Genomic DNA, 14,735 nt, shown 5'->3' on the forward strand with positions numbered 1-14,735 from the left:
TTATTTTTCCTCCTGCATCAATACTTCAGCAATATGCATAACTTTAATATTTTTTCCTTCTCTGCTTAAACGCCCACCAATATTAAGTAAGCAGCTTACATCAGCACCGATCAAATAATCCGGTTCAACTTCTACAATATGATCGACTTTTTCCGTTACCATTTCCCCCGAGATTTCAGCCATTTTGACTGAGAAGGTTCCGCCAAAACCACAACAAGTTTGTTGGTTTTTAATCGGTAATAGCTCTAAACCTTTCACATTTTTTAGTAAGGTTAAAGGTTCATTAACAATACCTAACTTACGGAAAAGGCTACAAGAAGGATGGTAAACAGCTTTTCCCGGTAGGCTTGCACCAACATCGGTGATACCTAATACATTAACGATAAAATCTGTTAAATCATAAAAGCGTTTTGCAACTTTTTCGGCTCGCTTTGCCCATTGCAATTCACCGAATTGTTCAAAATATTCCGCATAATGCTTAATCGCCGAAACACAAGATCCTGCCGGAGCGACAATGGGATAATCATTCACTTCAAATGTTTCCACTAAATTTTTCATCCCCGGCAAGGCTTGTTTTGTATAACCACTATTTAATGCCGGTTGCCCGCAACAACTTTGCTTTTCTAGAAAAATAACCTGACATCCTAATTTTTCCAGTAATAAAACGGTGTTTTTAGCCACACCTGCTTTGACGACATCCGCAATACAGGTTACATAAAAATTAACATTCATAATCACTCCGTATAGAAAACATAAATAAAAACAAGCGGAATGTTTTAAATATACCACAAACACAACCGCTTGTTCTTTTAATCCCTATTAATTCGTATTATACCACATAGAACATCGGGATAATAAAGAGTGCTACTAAAGCAGCAATAATACCGTAAACGATCATTGGCACCACGGTTTTCTTAATGATTGTGCCTTCCTGTTTATCAATATTCAATACTGAACTCACTGCAACAATATTATTAATACACACCATATTACCCATTGCACCACCAACAGATTGTAAGGCAAGAATTAAAGAGGCAGAAAGCCCTGTTAATTCAGCAGTTGAAAGCTGAACACTACCGAAAGTTAAATTAGACACGGTGTTTGAACCTGAGAAAAATGCACCAACCGCCCCTAAATAAGAGGCAAACAATGTCCAATATTCACCTGTTGCGTGGGCAAAACTTTGACCAATGATTTTAACCATTGAATTATCACCACCTACTAGCATTAAATTCACCATAACCAATGCACCAACTAATGCAAAAAACGGATTCTTAGTTTGTTTAAAACTCGTCACAAAAATATCTTTTGTTTTTGACATAGATAAAGCAAACACCGGCACAGCAATTAATACAGTGACGACAAACGGGATTAATGCCGGAACATAAAGCAGCTTATAACTCGCATTAATTGATGTACCAAAAATGTTTTTCAAGCTGAAAATCAAGCCATAACTTACATCAAATAAACCGAGAGAACCGAGTTGTGCACTAAACCAAGATGTCGCATCATTCATCATTGATTTAAACGGTAATTGTTGAATACGTGTAACAATTAAAATAACGATAAGCATACCGGTTGGAAACAACGCTTTTGCCACTTGGCCAAAAGAAACCGAAGAGCTATCCAAAGTATTTTCTACTTTAGACAATCCAATCCCTTTATTCGCAACAATAACGGAGACAAATAAACCAATTGCACCACCGACTAAAGATGGAAACTCGTAGTTTACTTGCGCCAACAACATATATGGGATCACACAAGCAAACACACTGATATAAATAAAAATAAGGTTTTTACGAATTTCACTCCAACTGACAATTAAACTTAATGCCATCAGCGGAATGACTAATGCTGCAAAAGCATGAATTAAGGATGTCATTGAACCGATTTCTAAAATTTGAGCCTCTGCCAATTGCAAAGGACCAAATCCAAACCAAGTCGGTGTTCCTACCGCACCAAATGAAACCGGCACAGAGTTCATCACTAACGCCAACATCGCAACCCGTAACGGAGGAAAACCTAAGCCTACTAATATTGGAGCTGCAATTGCAGCTGGCGTACCAAATCCACTTGCGCCCTCAATCATAAACGCAAACGCCCATCCAATAATCATAATTTGTGCTACTGGATTAGGATTAATACTCCCTAGCCATTTACGTAAAGTATCTGTCGCCCCAGACACTTCAGAGAAACGATTAAATAAAATTGCACCAAAAATGACAGTGATAGGTGTTTGAACTGCCACCAATGCTGATGCAATATTCGCACTCACAATACTAATATCTGTACCAAAAAAGATTAATTGAATAATTAGAACAACAACTGCGATCCAAGGTAGAGCAAGGTAAGAAGGTAAAGCATTACGCTTTACCATTAAATAAATGAGTAGAACAATTGGAAAAATACTTAAAAATAGAGCCATAAGCCCCCCTCTAAAATAACAAATAAAAATCTTTGGCGATTTTAGAGAAAAGTATTAAACAAAAAAAGCAAAATGTTGAAATTTTGTGAAATTCGTCACATTTTTAAATTTGATTTTTAATGTAAAAATATGTGCTTAGCATCAAAACATAAAAATCTACTCATAACGAGTTATTAACATATAAGATACAAGTCTGAATGAGATTAAAAATTCGATGTGTCTTGGAATAACCCAACTTTCAGATCCGTTGCAGTGTAGATCACTCGTCCATCCACTTCAACCTCACCATCTGCCATTCCCATAACTAATTTGCGGTTAATCACACGCTTCATATTAATACGATAAATAACTTTCTTCGCTGTTGGCAAAATTTGACCGGTAAACTTCACTTCTCCCACACCTAATGCACGCCCTTTCCCTTTTCCACCAATCCAACCAAGAAAGAAACCAACAAGCTGCCACATGGCATCTAAGCCTAAACAGCCCGGCATAACAGGATCACCAATAAAATGACAATTAAAAAAAGGAAGCTTAGGATGAATATCTAACTCCGCTTCAATATAACCTTTGTCAAAAATACCACCAAATTCTGTCATATTGACAATACGATCCATCATCAACATTGTTGGTGCAGGAAGCTGTGGTCCTTCTGAGCCAAATAACTCTCCACGACCTGAGGCAAGTAAATCTTCGTAATTATAACTTTCCTTCTTATTTAGTGTACAAGCGTTTTGCATTTTTATTCCTTAATATTGTTTAAATTCACCAAATCACCGATAAATAGCATTCTAGAGGGAATAAAAATAAGTGTAAATAGAAAACGAGTGTTAGCTGAACTAGTCAGAGCAGTCTAAAATCAATAAATTATAAAATACAAAAAATGAGAGCAAACCATTGTTTGCTCTTAAAAAATCATAAAAATTTAGACTTAGTGTTTATCTTTGTTGTCGGTAAAAGCGCCCATCGCCCCTAAAATCGAAAAAAATTAAACAGACTTTTCTTTGTTGGCTCAGCACGAAAATCTATACGTTGTTGAATTAAACGAGAAATCGGGATTTTACTATCTTCATAGCTTTTAGTCTCCCCAATTAAATCACGCTGAAAAACCAATTCACAGGCTTGATAAATATCTTCTACCGGAAAAATGAAAAACTCCCCATTTTTGACCGCACTTACTACTTCATCAGAAAGACTAAGTTGCTGAATGGTTGTAGTGGGAATAATCACCCCTTGTTTACCTGTTAGGCCCCGCCGCTGGCAAATTGCAAAAAAACCTTCAATTTTGTCATTCACGCCGCCAACTGCATGAATCAACCCAAATTGGTCAATCGCACCTGTCATTGCAATATGTTGCGGTAAAGGTAAATCCGCCAAGGCACTCACAAGCACACAGAAAATAGCAAGTGACGCACTATCACCGTCAATTTCACCATAGGATTGTTCAAACACCAAAGAAGCCGAGAAAGGTAACTGTGACGGAAATTCCAAAATATTAGATAAACAAGCTTGAGCAATCATCATGCCTTTACTGTGTAAATTACCCGCAAGCTCATTTTTACGTTCCACATCAACCACTTCCCCCTCACCAAATTGTACAATACAACTAATACGTGAAGGTTCACCAAATTTCACCGGTGTCCCCGGATACTCAATGACAGACAAACCATTAATTTGCCCCACGATTTCCCCATCTGTTTCCACATAAACTTGCTCATTGAGAATATCAGCATAGGTTTGTTCTCTTAAGAAACCCTGTTGCCTTGTTTGTTGTAGAAAAAACCTTTCAAAATCAACCGCACTTAAGGCGTTTTTTTGTGAAAATGTCACTGCATTTAACAACATATTTTTCAATACCGCAGGGGAAGAATTAATTAAAAAGCGGCTTTCACTTTCCCTTACTAAAAGCTGATATAACTTGTTAAATGAAGAAAAATCTAATGTTAACCCACTTTCTTTTGCAAGATGCTGAACATAACCTGCCCAATTTTTTTGTTCATTTACCCCCGCCATAGAAAGATAACTTTCAATTTCGGCATAATCTGCAAAATGGTATAAATCCTCGTCCAATTCGCCGAGCGTAGCAAGTTCTGTACGATTACCAAGCACGATCACTTTCGTATTGAGTGAATAGCTCGGAATATCACATGGTAGGGATTTGTAAGGGTGTGCTGAGTACCAGTCAAATCGCTTAGTTTGTAGAATATGTTTTAAACGTTGCCATAAATCAAACTGAGCCAATAAAGTTGAGGCATTCAGAATCAACACGCCACCGTTTGCCTGATGAATAAGCCCCGAAGTAAGCTGAATATCTTGCGATCTTGGGTGTATTTTTACATTGCCAAAAAGTTGAAACTGATCACAATACAATGCACTTAGTACCTCCCCTGCACTGGCAAAGTTATCTTCCAAGGATGTTGCCGGCTCTAGATCAATTCGAGGAAATGAGAAAGAATCCCCCTGTTCCACGCGATAATTCACGCCAAAAATTGACCGTTCTTGGGGAAGAATTTGCCTAATAACAGGCACTAATAACTCAGAATAATCCGCTTTATCATCAGCTTTTAGCATCATTAAGGAACGAGTTGGATGATTCAAAAACAAGGAAAGAGCCTTTTGAGCTACCGGCTGTAACGTCCAAAAATCAAAAGATTGTACTGGGGGGTCGATGATCGCTAATTGCGGTTGTAACACATCCCAAGACAGGGATTGCTCTTGAAAAAAAGATGAATTCACTGTTGGATTCTCATTAGTAAAACTGACTGCATTATCTCATATTTATATTCATTATAAAAATTAGCTGGAAAATTTGTGATAAAACACGTATATTATTCGAGTTACCACGTCACTAAGCGACTATAACGATGAAATATCAAAAACTGGAAAATCAAGAAGCTAACTGGAAATGGCTCTATCTGATTCGTAAATATCGAGAAGGGGAAAACATTACCCGTTACGAAGAAAAGAGCTTGCAAGAATCCGTTGTCACAATATTACTTGAAAGTCAAAATTATCCGGAAAAAATTGAGGCTTGGATCAAACAACATCTCTCTTTATCATTGCCAATCAAGTTGGATCAAGCTATTCGTGCAAGGCGAAAACGTTTCTTCAATGCAGAAAAGCAATCAACCAAGAAGAAGTCAATTGACTTGGAATATGCCGTTTGGCTACGTCTTTCAAAGTATTCACGAAAAATGGATATGACACTCTCAGAAACGATTAGTTATATGATTGATGAACGTGAGAGTAAAGCGCTGTATGAAAGCCAAATGTCGGCGATGAAAAACAGTCTTAAAAATTTATTAAAATAATAAAAAAGACAAGGTGGTAAGGCTTGTCTTTTAAGTTAGACTAAATAGAGAAAATTTAAGAGTGTGACTTTAATTCACACTCTTCTTTATTCCACGACAGGAATGATTTTTGTGGCGTGAGATCCTTTATCACCGTGGATAACTTCAAATTGCACTTTTTGCCCGGCTTTTAATGAACGATAGCCGTCCATTTCAATCACAGAGTAATGTGCAAAGATATCAGCTTCCACACCTTCTGCGGAAATAAAACCAAATCCTTTTGCATTATTAAACCATTTAACAACACCAATTTCCATAATAATAGACCTCTTAGGCTTCGCCTATACAATCATAAATCAAATAAGACTAATGCCTTATCACCTCAACTGGCGTTATGTTCAAATATTTTGATTTTTTATGCAACAAGCAATATTAAAAAATGCTATGTAGATCACAAAAAATTTTTATTTTCTGTTGATTTTTTGTGTAATTCACGCAATTCTTTTGCCACAATTTGAATTGCCTCACCGCTATTAACACCTTGACTCATCAATTCTTGGATCTTTTCAACCGCTCTTTGTTGTTCTTCGTGTGTCAATTGAATATCAAACATGATTACCAACCAAAGTTTTTCATTAAATTTTGCCACGGATCATCCAATGGCGCGTAAATTGTTATATTCTGTTGTAAGATAGGATGAAGAAAACACAATTGTTCCGCATGTAACAATAAACGTTTACAACCAACATTTTCTGCTAGCGCCCTATTTTGATGTAAATCGCCATATTGTGTATCCCCCAAAATAGGATGAAAAATATGTTTACAATGACGGCGTAGCTGATGTTTTCTTCCTGTATGAGGAATTAAGCGTACCAAAGAATAGCGCGAAGTCGCATAACGCCCTGCTGAATAAGGCATTTCTACAGTTTTTAAACCAATACAATCTGTCACTGCATCCTGTGGTGCTTTATTCTCTTGTGTAAATTTATCGGCAATTTTATCACGTTGAATTTTTAGGGGATAATCAATTCTTGCCTCTCCAAACACATAGCCTCTCACTACGGCTAAATAAAATTTTTGTACGTTTTTTTGCTCAAATTGTTGGCACATTAAATTCGCTATTTCACTGTTTAATGCAAACAATAGTACGCCGGATGTAGGGCGATCCAAACGATGGATAGGAAAAACATGCTGCCCGATTTGATCTCGTAACATTTGCATCACAAATTGTGTCTCGTGAATATCTAACCAACTGCGATGTACTAACATGCCGGCCGGCTTATTCACCGCCACCAACCACTCATCCTGATATAAAATGTCTAGCATCATTGATTCTGCAATAACTCTTCTAACGCGACCAAGGGAGCAAGTAATAAATTGAGCCCATCAAATTCTTTCAATGCTTCCTCAATATAGGGAGAAATCGCAATTTTATTTGGTAAAGGTGAATGACTCTCCAACAATGCCTGCATACGCGGAATAAATACCCACTGCAACCATTCTTCCGGCGCCATCGTATCAAGAAAGAAAGGCTCTTGACTGAGAAAAGCCTCTTGTGCCGGCGGCATTGCTTGCCATAGATTTAAGCGTTGCATTGTTTGCCGTATCTGTTCAAGATAAAATTTTGTTTGGTTACGCATTATCGTCCCTATAATAAACTCATACATAATAAATAAGTGGCACATTCTAAGCAAAATCTGCTGACTTCGCAAAGGCGTCCAGTTTAACGGTGAATAATTGAAAAATGATCTGCAATGATGTCACGATGATCATTCACAATTATTTTTTCTACCTTGGCAGTTTTCGGTCCTTCTCTTAACCATTGTTCAAATCCCCTTAGTTGGCTTTCATTACCTTGTGCGATCACTTCTACTGAACCATCAACCCGATTTCGTACCGAACCTTTTATGCCCAATTTTTCAGCTTCTTTCCAAGAAAAATAACGAAATCCTACCCCTTGAACACGACCATAAATAAAAAATTGTTTTGTCATATTTTCTCTCCTTTTGCTAGATAATAGCATTGACTTAATCCGTAAAATTCCTCAAAGTAATGAATTTTACTCCCCTCACATTTATCTACGTCCCCAATTTTAAAATGAAAAACAACCCACACAAAATCCCTAACATAGATAAAACTTTTTCGTTTTTAACCGCACTTTTCTATTTTCATTTTTCGGAAATTAGCATAGCATAGGCGACGTTTTTATTTAATTCACCCGTTAAAGGAGTAATTATGAAATTACGCGTTGCTGTATTAGGTGCCTCAATATTATTTGCTAGCACAGTAAGTTTTGCCGGTATGGTATCTACTTCATCAAATATGGATTTCTTAGCTATTGATGGTCAAAAAGCAAGCAAATCATTATTAAAAGAAACCCGTTCATTTAATGTGAACGATACAAATACTCACCAAGTTGTGGTTCGCGTTGGTGAGATTGTAGGGAGTGGTTCTAGTCAATCATTATTTGAGTCCAGCCCAATTATTGTCACGTTCCAAGGTTCAACAGAAGATATTGTGATTTCAGCCCCTTCTCTTCGCTCTAAAGCGGATGCTGAAAAATTTAAATCAGCACCGGCTATTAGTGTAAAAACCTCATCGGGACAAGAAATTCCAGCGAAAATTGATATTTTAAAGCAAGAAGGTTTATTTCCATCTGCTAATGTTATCAATGACTTAGCCGATTATAATGCCTCCGGTGCAATAGCTGCCGTTCCGGCATTTGCCTCTGCAACGATGCCTGTCGCGTCTACGGCTGCCGTCGCCCCAGCAACAAATGGTAAAGCAGCTAAAGGCCGTGTTGTTGTTCAAGGCGAAAATGTGGCAGAACAACAATTACAATATTGGTTTCAACAAGCGGATAAAGAAACACAAGCACGTTTCTTAAACTGGGCAAAATCCCATAAATAATGACCGCACTTACACGAAAAGTGAGCAATAAGCTCACTTTTCTCTTTTAGTAGGGATTAAAATGAATAACTGGTTAAATGCAAAAGTGATTACCGCAATTCCGATATTTATTGCGGTCAACCTCGCTGCTCTTGGTGTTTGGTTCTTTAATATTTCCAGCCAATCTATGCCCTTAATCTTGGGGATTATTGCTGGTGGCTTGGTAGATCTGGACAATCGTTTAACCGGTCGTTTAAAAAATATTTTTTATACCTTAATCGCCTTTGCAATCTCTACGTTTATTGTGCAACTCAATATTGGCAAACCGATTCAATATATTGTATTGATGACGGTACTCACTTTTATTTTTACGATGATAGGTGCAGTAGGCCAACGTTATAGCACGATTGCTTTTGGCACGCTTGTCGTGGCACTCTATACCACGCTTACCTATAACCCTCATGCCTCTGCTAGCTGGTTTATTAATCCAACGATGATTTTACTCGGAACTTTGCTTTATAGCTTAGTCACGCTCATCGTCCATCTCTTTTTCCCCAACCGTCCTGTACAAGAGAATGTCGCCAAAGCTTTTAGTGCTTTAGGGGAATATCTTGACGCGAAATCAGTATTTTTCGATCCCGACGAAATAGAGGAAATAGAAAAAAAACATCTCAATTTCGCATTGAAAAATGCCAATGTCGTCAATGCCTTTAACTTAGCTCGAACCGCACTTTTTTATCGAATTCGGGGACAGCACCGCCACGCTCGTACACAAAAAATGGTGCGTTACTACTTTACCGCTCAAGAGATTCACGAACGTGCCAACTCTACCCATTTTGACTACCACCAAATCGCCGAAAAACTTAAAAATACCGATTTAATTTTCCGTATTCAACGACTCATTGAATTACAAGCCCAAGCCTGCCAAGAAGTTGCACAAAGCTTGCATCATAACAAACCTTATCGTTATAACCAACGTGTAGAAAAAGCACTTTCCGGTACGCTACAATCCTTTGAGCTCTATCGACATAAGCATCTTAATGATGAAAATCTTATCGTTGATATTCAAGGTTTATTGGATAATTTACAAAATATCAACTTACAACTAAATCAATTAGAACAAGAATCAAACACGAATGAAGTGCTTGCACAAATCCATACTGCACAAGTGACGGGATTGAAAAATATGTTTTCAACCATTGCCGGACACTTCAGCTTTGAATCACAACTCTTTCGCCATGCTATACGCTTGTCCATTGTGGTTTTTCTTTGTTGCACAATCGTAGATTTCTTTCAATTTAATCTCGGTTATTGGATCTTACTCACCGCAATTTTTGTTTGCCAACCCAATTATTCCGCTACAAAAACACGTTTACGCCAGCGTATTATCGGTACAATTCTAGGGGTAATTGTCGGCTCACTATTTCCTTATTTGAACCCCACTCTTGAACTAGAGTTGGGTTTAATTGTGTTAACTTGCACACTTTTTTTCTTTTTCCGTAGTAATAATTACAGTTTTTCAACTTTCTTTATTACTCTGCAAGTTTTATTGAGTTTTGATGTCATGGGGTTCAGCGCAGAAGCAGCCTTACTGCCCCGATTACTGGATACGCTACTCGGCTCAGCGATTGCTTGGTTCGCCGTCTCATACTTATGGCCTGACTGGAAATATTTACAATTAGATAAAGTTAGCCGACTCGCTATTCAAAGTGATGCGCAATATCTATTGCATATTGTCGGACAACTTCAATTTGGTAAAACTGATGATTTAAAATACCGCGTCGCCCGCCGCAACGCTCATGAGTATAACGCCTCACTTAGTACAATTATTTCAAATATGAATAGCGAACCGGTGAAATATCAAGCCTATTTACAAGAAGGCTTTGATTTACTAAAAATCAACTATTCGTTATTGAGTTATGTTTCTGCCCTTGGCTCATACCGCGACAAAATGCGTCAATTACAACAAACTAAAAGCTTTTTATCAGGTTTCTATCCAGCAGCAAAAAAGATTATCTATACCCTTGAAAATATTGAAAAGCTTTCACCTGAGATCTTTACAAAATTGCATGAAAACATTGAATTAAGCCTGAAAGCGGTTTCTCAAACAGAAATCCAAGTTTCTGAAAACAAGGCATTTGTTATTCCATTCCAACAATTAAATTTAATTGTGCAGTTGCTACCACAAATTTATGCTTATTTTCAGAAACATCAGAAAAATTAACCGCACTTTTAATGATAGCGATAGCTAAGAAGCATGGGCTCCTAAGATAAGTAATCATCAAAGGGCCGACAAAAATTCAGCAACCGTATGGAATGATCCAAATATGAGCACAATATCCTGTTTTGCTGTTCGTGCTAACGCTGATTTCGCCCCTGCTATCACGGAATTCGCCGCTCTGGCATTCACCCAAGAAGAAAACATCGTGAGTTTTGACAATAACTCTTCGCCGGATTGTCCACGAGTTCCCTCCAATGTAACACAATGCCATTCATCAATGAGCGGAACAAGATGGGTGAAGACACCTTGGGCATCTTTGTCCTTCAACATACCACATACAGCGATAATCTTGCCTTGCTTTTGTTCTTTAAGGGCGGTTAATTTTTCACTCAAATAAGCTGCTGCGTGCGGATTATGTCCCACATCAATAATTACTGTTGGTAAATTTTCAAACATCTTGTCCGCTAATATCACCAGCTTTTCACATTTATCTTCACTCAGTATTTGAAAACGTCCTGCTAACTCAACCTCTTGTAAAGATTGACGGAGTGTTTCTTCAGAAATATCGAAAGGTAGTTGTTCCACCACAGCAAGGGCTGTTGCCGCATTCATCAAAGGAATTTGGCAAAAAGGGAGATTTTCTAACCGCACTTTTTGGCTCTGCCATTGCCAATTTTTGGAATTAACTTGAAATGACCAATCAGTATCACGACATGATACCTGACAGCCTAAAAAGCCGGCTTGTTTCAACATCGTATTGGGTACATTTGGCTCACCGATTACAACCGGGCAGTTTTGACGGAAAATACCCGCTTTTTCAAAGGCAATCGCCTCCCTTGAATTCCCTAAAAAATCCGTATGATCAATATCAATACTGGTGATTACAGCCAAATTACTATCCACAATATTGGTGGCATCCAATCGCCCACCAAGCCCAACTTCTAAAATAACAACATCCAACTGATCCTGTTTAAATAGATGCAACGCTGAAAGTGTACTAAATTCAAAATAAGTTAAAGATTCGGTTCGATTTTCTTCAATAAATGCAAAAGAACGGGTATGTGCCTCATCAGGTAAATCTTGGTTTTGAATACGTACACGTTCGTTATAGCGTAATAGATGTGGAGAAGAATATACCCCCACACGTAATCCATGGTTAAGCAAAATCCTTTCTAATAAACGACAAGTTGTCCCTTTACCATTTGTTCCTCCCACAGTGATTACATAAGGAGCCGGATGCAAAAGATCCATCTTTTCCGCCACAGATTTAATTCGTTCCAGACCAAGATCAATCGCTTTAAAATGGCTATTTTCTAAATAAGAAAGCCACTCGGCGAGTGGCGAAGTGGCTTTTAAATTCATATTATGATTCATATTCAACTAATTCAGGTTCAGTAAAAGGTGAAGGTTGATGGGTTAATTTACTTAGCAGGCTTGCTAAAGTAGGACGCATATCACCACGTTTTACGATCATATCAATCGCACCTTTTTCCAATAGAAATTCACTGCGTTGGAAACCTTCAGGTAACTTTTCTCGAACCGTTTGCTCAATCACTCGAGGACCGGCAAAACCAATTAATGCTTTTGGTTCGGCAATGTTTAAATCACCTAACATAGCAAAACTTGCAGAAACCCCACCAAGGGTCGGATCTGTTAAAACAGAAATAAAAGGTACGCCCTTTTCACGCATTTGTGCAAGCACCGCACTGGTTTTTGCCATTTGCATAAGTGAAAACAGCGCCTCTTGCATACGTGCACCACCACTTGCGGAAAAACAAACAAACGGGCAATTTAACTCTATCGCTTTTTCAGCGGCTTTAACAAATTTGGCACCAACCACTGAGCCCATCGAGCCCCCCATAAAAGCAAAATTTGAGGCTGCAACTACAATAGGCATATTGTAAAGCGTCCCGGTCATGATGATAAGTGCATCTTTTTCACCGGTTTCTTTTTGAGCTGCCGTAATACGATCTTTATATTTCTTTAGATCTTTGAATTTTAAAATATCTTTTGGCTCTAAATCCGCCGCAATTTCATGACTTGAACCTTCATCTAACAAACGTAAAAGACGCTCACGCGCATCAATACGCATATGATGATCACACTTTGGACACACATAAAGATTACGTTTTAATTCTTCACTATAAAGAACTTGTTCACACGAAGTACACTTTGTCCAAACCCCTTCTGGCACATTAGCTTTACGTGTTGAAGAAGAAGGGTTTTTGTTAAAAATTCGGTTAATCCAGCTCATTATTTTTACCTATTCATCCACTAGAAAATCCTGCGTATTAAACCACAATTTGATTATCCTTGCTAGTCAGACAAGCGCCCCTTCCTAAATCAACCTATCTTCAAGGAAAAGTGGCCCTAATTTATGCTGAGGAATAGCAAATTTTTCAGGATAAATGACATTCACTAAGTAAAGCCCATCTGGTTTTGCCGTTGGTGCCGCAAGTTTACGATCACGCTGTTCTAATAACCATTTCATCCATTCAATAGGTTGATGAGAAGCCCCAACTTCAATGAGGCTCCCCACAATATTTCTTACCATGTGGTGTACAAAAGCATTGGCTTGAATATCAACGATAATATATTCACCTTTTTTCACGACATTCAAATGATGAATATTCCGCCAAGGTGTATTTGATTGACATTGCGATGCTCGAAAAGAAGAAAAATCATGTTCACCTAATAAAAATTGCCCGGCCTGATTCATTTTTTCTGCATCTAATTCCAAATGACAATGGGTAATCCCTGCCGGTAAAATGGCAGATCGTAATTTATGACAATACAGAATATAACGATAGCGACGTGCCGTAGCAGAAAAGCGTGCGTGAAATTCATCATCAACGATTTTTGCCCATTTCACCGCAATATCATCAGGCAAATTGGCATTTGTACCAAACGCCCATGCTTTTTCAGGACGAATTGCATTTGTTTCAAAATGCACTACCTGCCCCGTACCATGTACACCGGAATCGGTTCTTCCCGCACAAAATACTTCAATTTTTTCGTTTGCCACAAAAGACAAGGCTGTTTCTAATTCTTCCTGAACAGTTCTCAGCTTTTCTTGCCGTTGCCAACCAAAATAATATTGCCCATTATACTCAACACCTAAGGCAATTTTCATTTTTACCCCTTTCCTATCAATGCCAAAAAATTATATTATTTAAATAATAAATTATAACCTACCTTCGTATTAACAATATTTTCAGCCATGTTTTTTACAACATCATCTCTTTACAGACCAGCTAAATACCAAATAATCAGCATCCCTGATGTGATACAATCTATTCCAAATGGCTATCGTACCTTTCATTCATTTCTATAAATCACCTAGTGTTTGAGTATACCCGCATACAATCATAGAATTTCAGATTTAACTACACTATAGATTAGAGCATTTCCGGCGGATAATGATAACTGACTATCTCCCCTTTCCCTTCTTTCCAGTCAACTTGTACGAGAGTTGCCGGATAAAAGCTAATTGGGTTACGTTTACCATAAAGCTCAGCAATAATCTCTCCCACAAGGGGTAAATGTGAAATAATAAGAACAGATTCGATCCCTTGATTTTTTAACACTGACAAATATCCAGCAACCAATTCTGCTGAGCCATAAGGGGTAATGCCCTCCCAAATTTCCAAATTAGATTGTAGTGTTCCCTCAAATTGATTATTCACTTGTTCAAATGTCTCTAAAGCTCGCTGATAGGGACTGACTAATATATGATCAAACGAAAGTGCGGTTGATTTTATATAATTTTTTAACCATTCACCCTGTGCAAAAGTTTGCTTTCTACCGTATTCCGTTAAACGGCGATCCTTATCAGTTTTCGCGATCACTTCTGCTTCACCGTGACGCATAACAAAAATTTTCATTCTGCTTTCCTAAATTTAAGATAAAAACT

General features: G+C 37.9%; 16 protein-coding genes. 3 read left to right on the forward strand and 13 right to left on the reverse strand.

Annotation, left to right across the window (positions count from 1 at the left end; translation table 11 throughout):
- The 4 genes from BKK54_RS01545 to BKK54_RS01560 all read right to left on the reverse strand — a co-directional run bounded on the left by BKK54_RS01545 (nucleotide 1) and on the right by BKK54_RS01560 (nucleotide 5,158).
- The gene (locus BKK54_RS01545; RefSeq protein ID WP_077540847.1) at nucleotides 1-732 is read right to left on the reverse strand and encodes a (Fe-S)-binding protein; all 732 of its coding nucleotides are present in this window, start codon (nucleotides 730-732) and stop codon (nucleotides 1-3) included.
- Nucleotides 733-829: 97 nt separating this feature from the next.
- Nucleotides 830-2,425: a lactate permease LctP family transporter gene (locus BKK54_RS01550; protein WP_077540849.1), complete on the reverse strand. Its 1,596-nt coding sequence runs from the start codon at nucleotides 2,423-2,425 to the stop codon at nucleotides 830-832.
- A gap of 203 nt (nucleotides 2,426-2,628) precedes the next feature.
- Nucleotides 2,629-3,162, reverse strand: coding sequence for a bifunctional 3-hydroxydecanoyl-ACP dehydratase/trans-2-decenoyl-ACP isomerase (gene fabA, locus BKK54_RS01555; RefSeq protein WP_077540851.1), 534 nt, complete (start codon nucleotides 3,160-3,162; stop codon nucleotides 2,629-2,631).
- A gap of 232 nt (nucleotides 3,163-3,394) precedes the next feature.
- Complete coding sequence (locus BKK54_RS01560; protein WP_077540853.1) at nucleotides 3,395-5,158, reverse strand: AAA family ATPase; 1,764 nt, start codon at nucleotides 5,156-5,158, stop codon at nucleotides 3,395-3,397.
- A gap of 128 nt (nucleotides 5,159-5,286) precedes the next feature.
- On the opposite strand from BKK54_RS01560, the gene matP reads away from it, so the two are divergent.
- On the forward strand, nucleotides 5,287-5,733 hold the full coding sequence (gene matP, locus BKK54_RS01565; RefSeq protein ID WP_077540855.1) for a macrodomain Ter protein MatP: 447 nt from the start codon (nucleotides 5,287-5,289) through the stop codon (nucleotides 5,731-5,733).
- Between the two features lie 86 nt (nucleotides 5,734-5,819).
- Here the strand turns inward: matP and cspD are convergent, their stop codons facing one another.
- The 5 genes from cspD to BKK54_RS01590 form a co-directional block, all read right to left on the reverse strand.
- The gene (gene cspD / locus BKK54_RS01570; RefSeq protein ID WP_077415855.1) at nucleotides 5,820-6,029 is read right to left on the reverse strand and encodes a cold shock domain-containing protein CspD; all 210 of its coding nucleotides are present in this window, start codon (nucleotides 6,027-6,029) and stop codon (nucleotides 5,820-5,822) included.
- A gap of 134 nt (nucleotides 6,030-6,163) precedes the next feature.
- Complete coding sequence (locus BKK54_RS01575) at nucleotides 6,164-6,325, reverse strand: YoaH family protein (protein ID WP_077541197.1); 162 nt, start codon at nucleotides 6,323-6,325, stop codon at nucleotides 6,164-6,166.
- A 2-nt stretch (nucleotides 6,326-6,327) separates the two neighbouring features.
- A complete protein-coding gene (gene truC / locus BKK54_RS01580) occupies nucleotides 6,328-7,038 on the reverse strand; it encodes a tRNA pseudouridine(65) synthase TruC (RefSeq protein ID WP_077540857.1) in 711 nt (236 codons plus the stop codon).
- Nucleotides 7,038-7,352 (reverse strand): YqcC family protein, encoded by a 315-nt coding sequence (locus tag BKK54_RS01585; protein ID WP_077540859.1) that lies wholly within the window; start codon nucleotides 7,350-7,352, stop codon nucleotides 7,038-7,040. Before BKK54_RS01585 ends, truC begins: the two co-directional genes overlap by 1 nt.
- An 83-nt stretch (nucleotides 7,353-7,435) precedes the next feature.
- Nucleotides 7,436-7,705 (reverse strand): acylphosphatase, encoded by a 270-nt coding sequence (locus tag BKK54_RS01590; RefSeq protein WP_077540861.1) that lies wholly within the window; start codon nucleotides 7,703-7,705, stop codon nucleotides 7,436-7,438.
- A gap of 242 nt (nucleotides 7,706-7,947) precedes the next feature.
- Here BKK54_RS01590 and BKK54_RS01595 point away from each other — a divergent pair, with 242 nt between their 5' ends.
- The gene (locus BKK54_RS01595) at nucleotides 7,948-8,622 is read left to right on the forward strand and encodes a curli polymerization inhibitor CsgI-related protein (RefSeq protein WP_077540863.1); all 675 of its coding nucleotides are present in this window, start codon (nucleotides 7,948-7,950) and stop codon (nucleotides 8,620-8,622) included.
- Nucleotides 8,623-8,683: 61 nt separating this feature from the next.
- A complete protein-coding gene (gene yccS, locus BKK54_RS01600) occupies nucleotides 8,684-10,825 on the forward strand; it encodes a YccS family putative transporter (RefSeq protein WP_077540865.1) in 2,142 nt (713 codons plus the stop codon).
- Between the two features lie 57 nt (nucleotides 10,826-10,882).
- Here yccS and folC read toward each other — a convergent pair whose 3' ends face one another.
- From folC to sixA, 4 genes are all read right to left on the reverse strand, one after another.
- Complete coding sequence (gene folC / locus BKK54_RS01605; protein ID WP_077540867.1) at nucleotides 10,883-12,184, reverse strand: bifunctional tetrahydrofolate synthase/dihydrofolate synthase; 1,302 nt, start codon at nucleotides 12,182-12,184, stop codon at nucleotides 10,883-10,885.
- 1 nt (nucleotide 12,185) lies between these two features.
- Complete coding sequence (accD, locus tag BKK54_RS01610) at nucleotides 12,186-13,076, reverse strand: acetyl-CoA carboxylase, carboxyltransferase subunit beta (RefSeq protein WP_077540869.1); 891 nt, start codon at nucleotides 13,074-13,076, stop codon at nucleotides 12,186-12,188.
- Nucleotides 13,077-13,160: 84 nt separating this feature from the next.
- Nucleotides 13,161-13,955 carry a tRNA pseudouridine(38-40) synthase TruA gene (gene truA / locus BKK54_RS01615; RefSeq protein WP_077540871.1) on the reverse strand — a complete coding sequence of 265 codons (795 nt, stop codon included), beginning with the start codon at nucleotides 13,953-13,955 and terminating at the stop codon, nucleotides 13,161-13,163.
- 265 nt (nucleotides 13,956-14,220) lie between these two features.
- Nucleotides 14,221-14,706: a phosphohistidine phosphatase SixA gene (gene sixA / locus BKK54_RS01620; RefSeq protein WP_077540873.1), complete on the reverse strand. Its 486-nt coding sequence runs from the start codon at nucleotides 14,704-14,706 to the stop codon at nucleotides 14,221-14,223.
- Nucleotides 14,707-14,735: the final 29 nt, after the last annotated feature.

This window comes from Rodentibacter genomosp. 1 (genome assembly GCF_001999285.1).
Taxonomy (GTDB): domain Bacteria; phylum Pseudomonadota; class Gammaproteobacteria; order Enterobacterales; family Pasteurellaceae; genus Rodentibacter.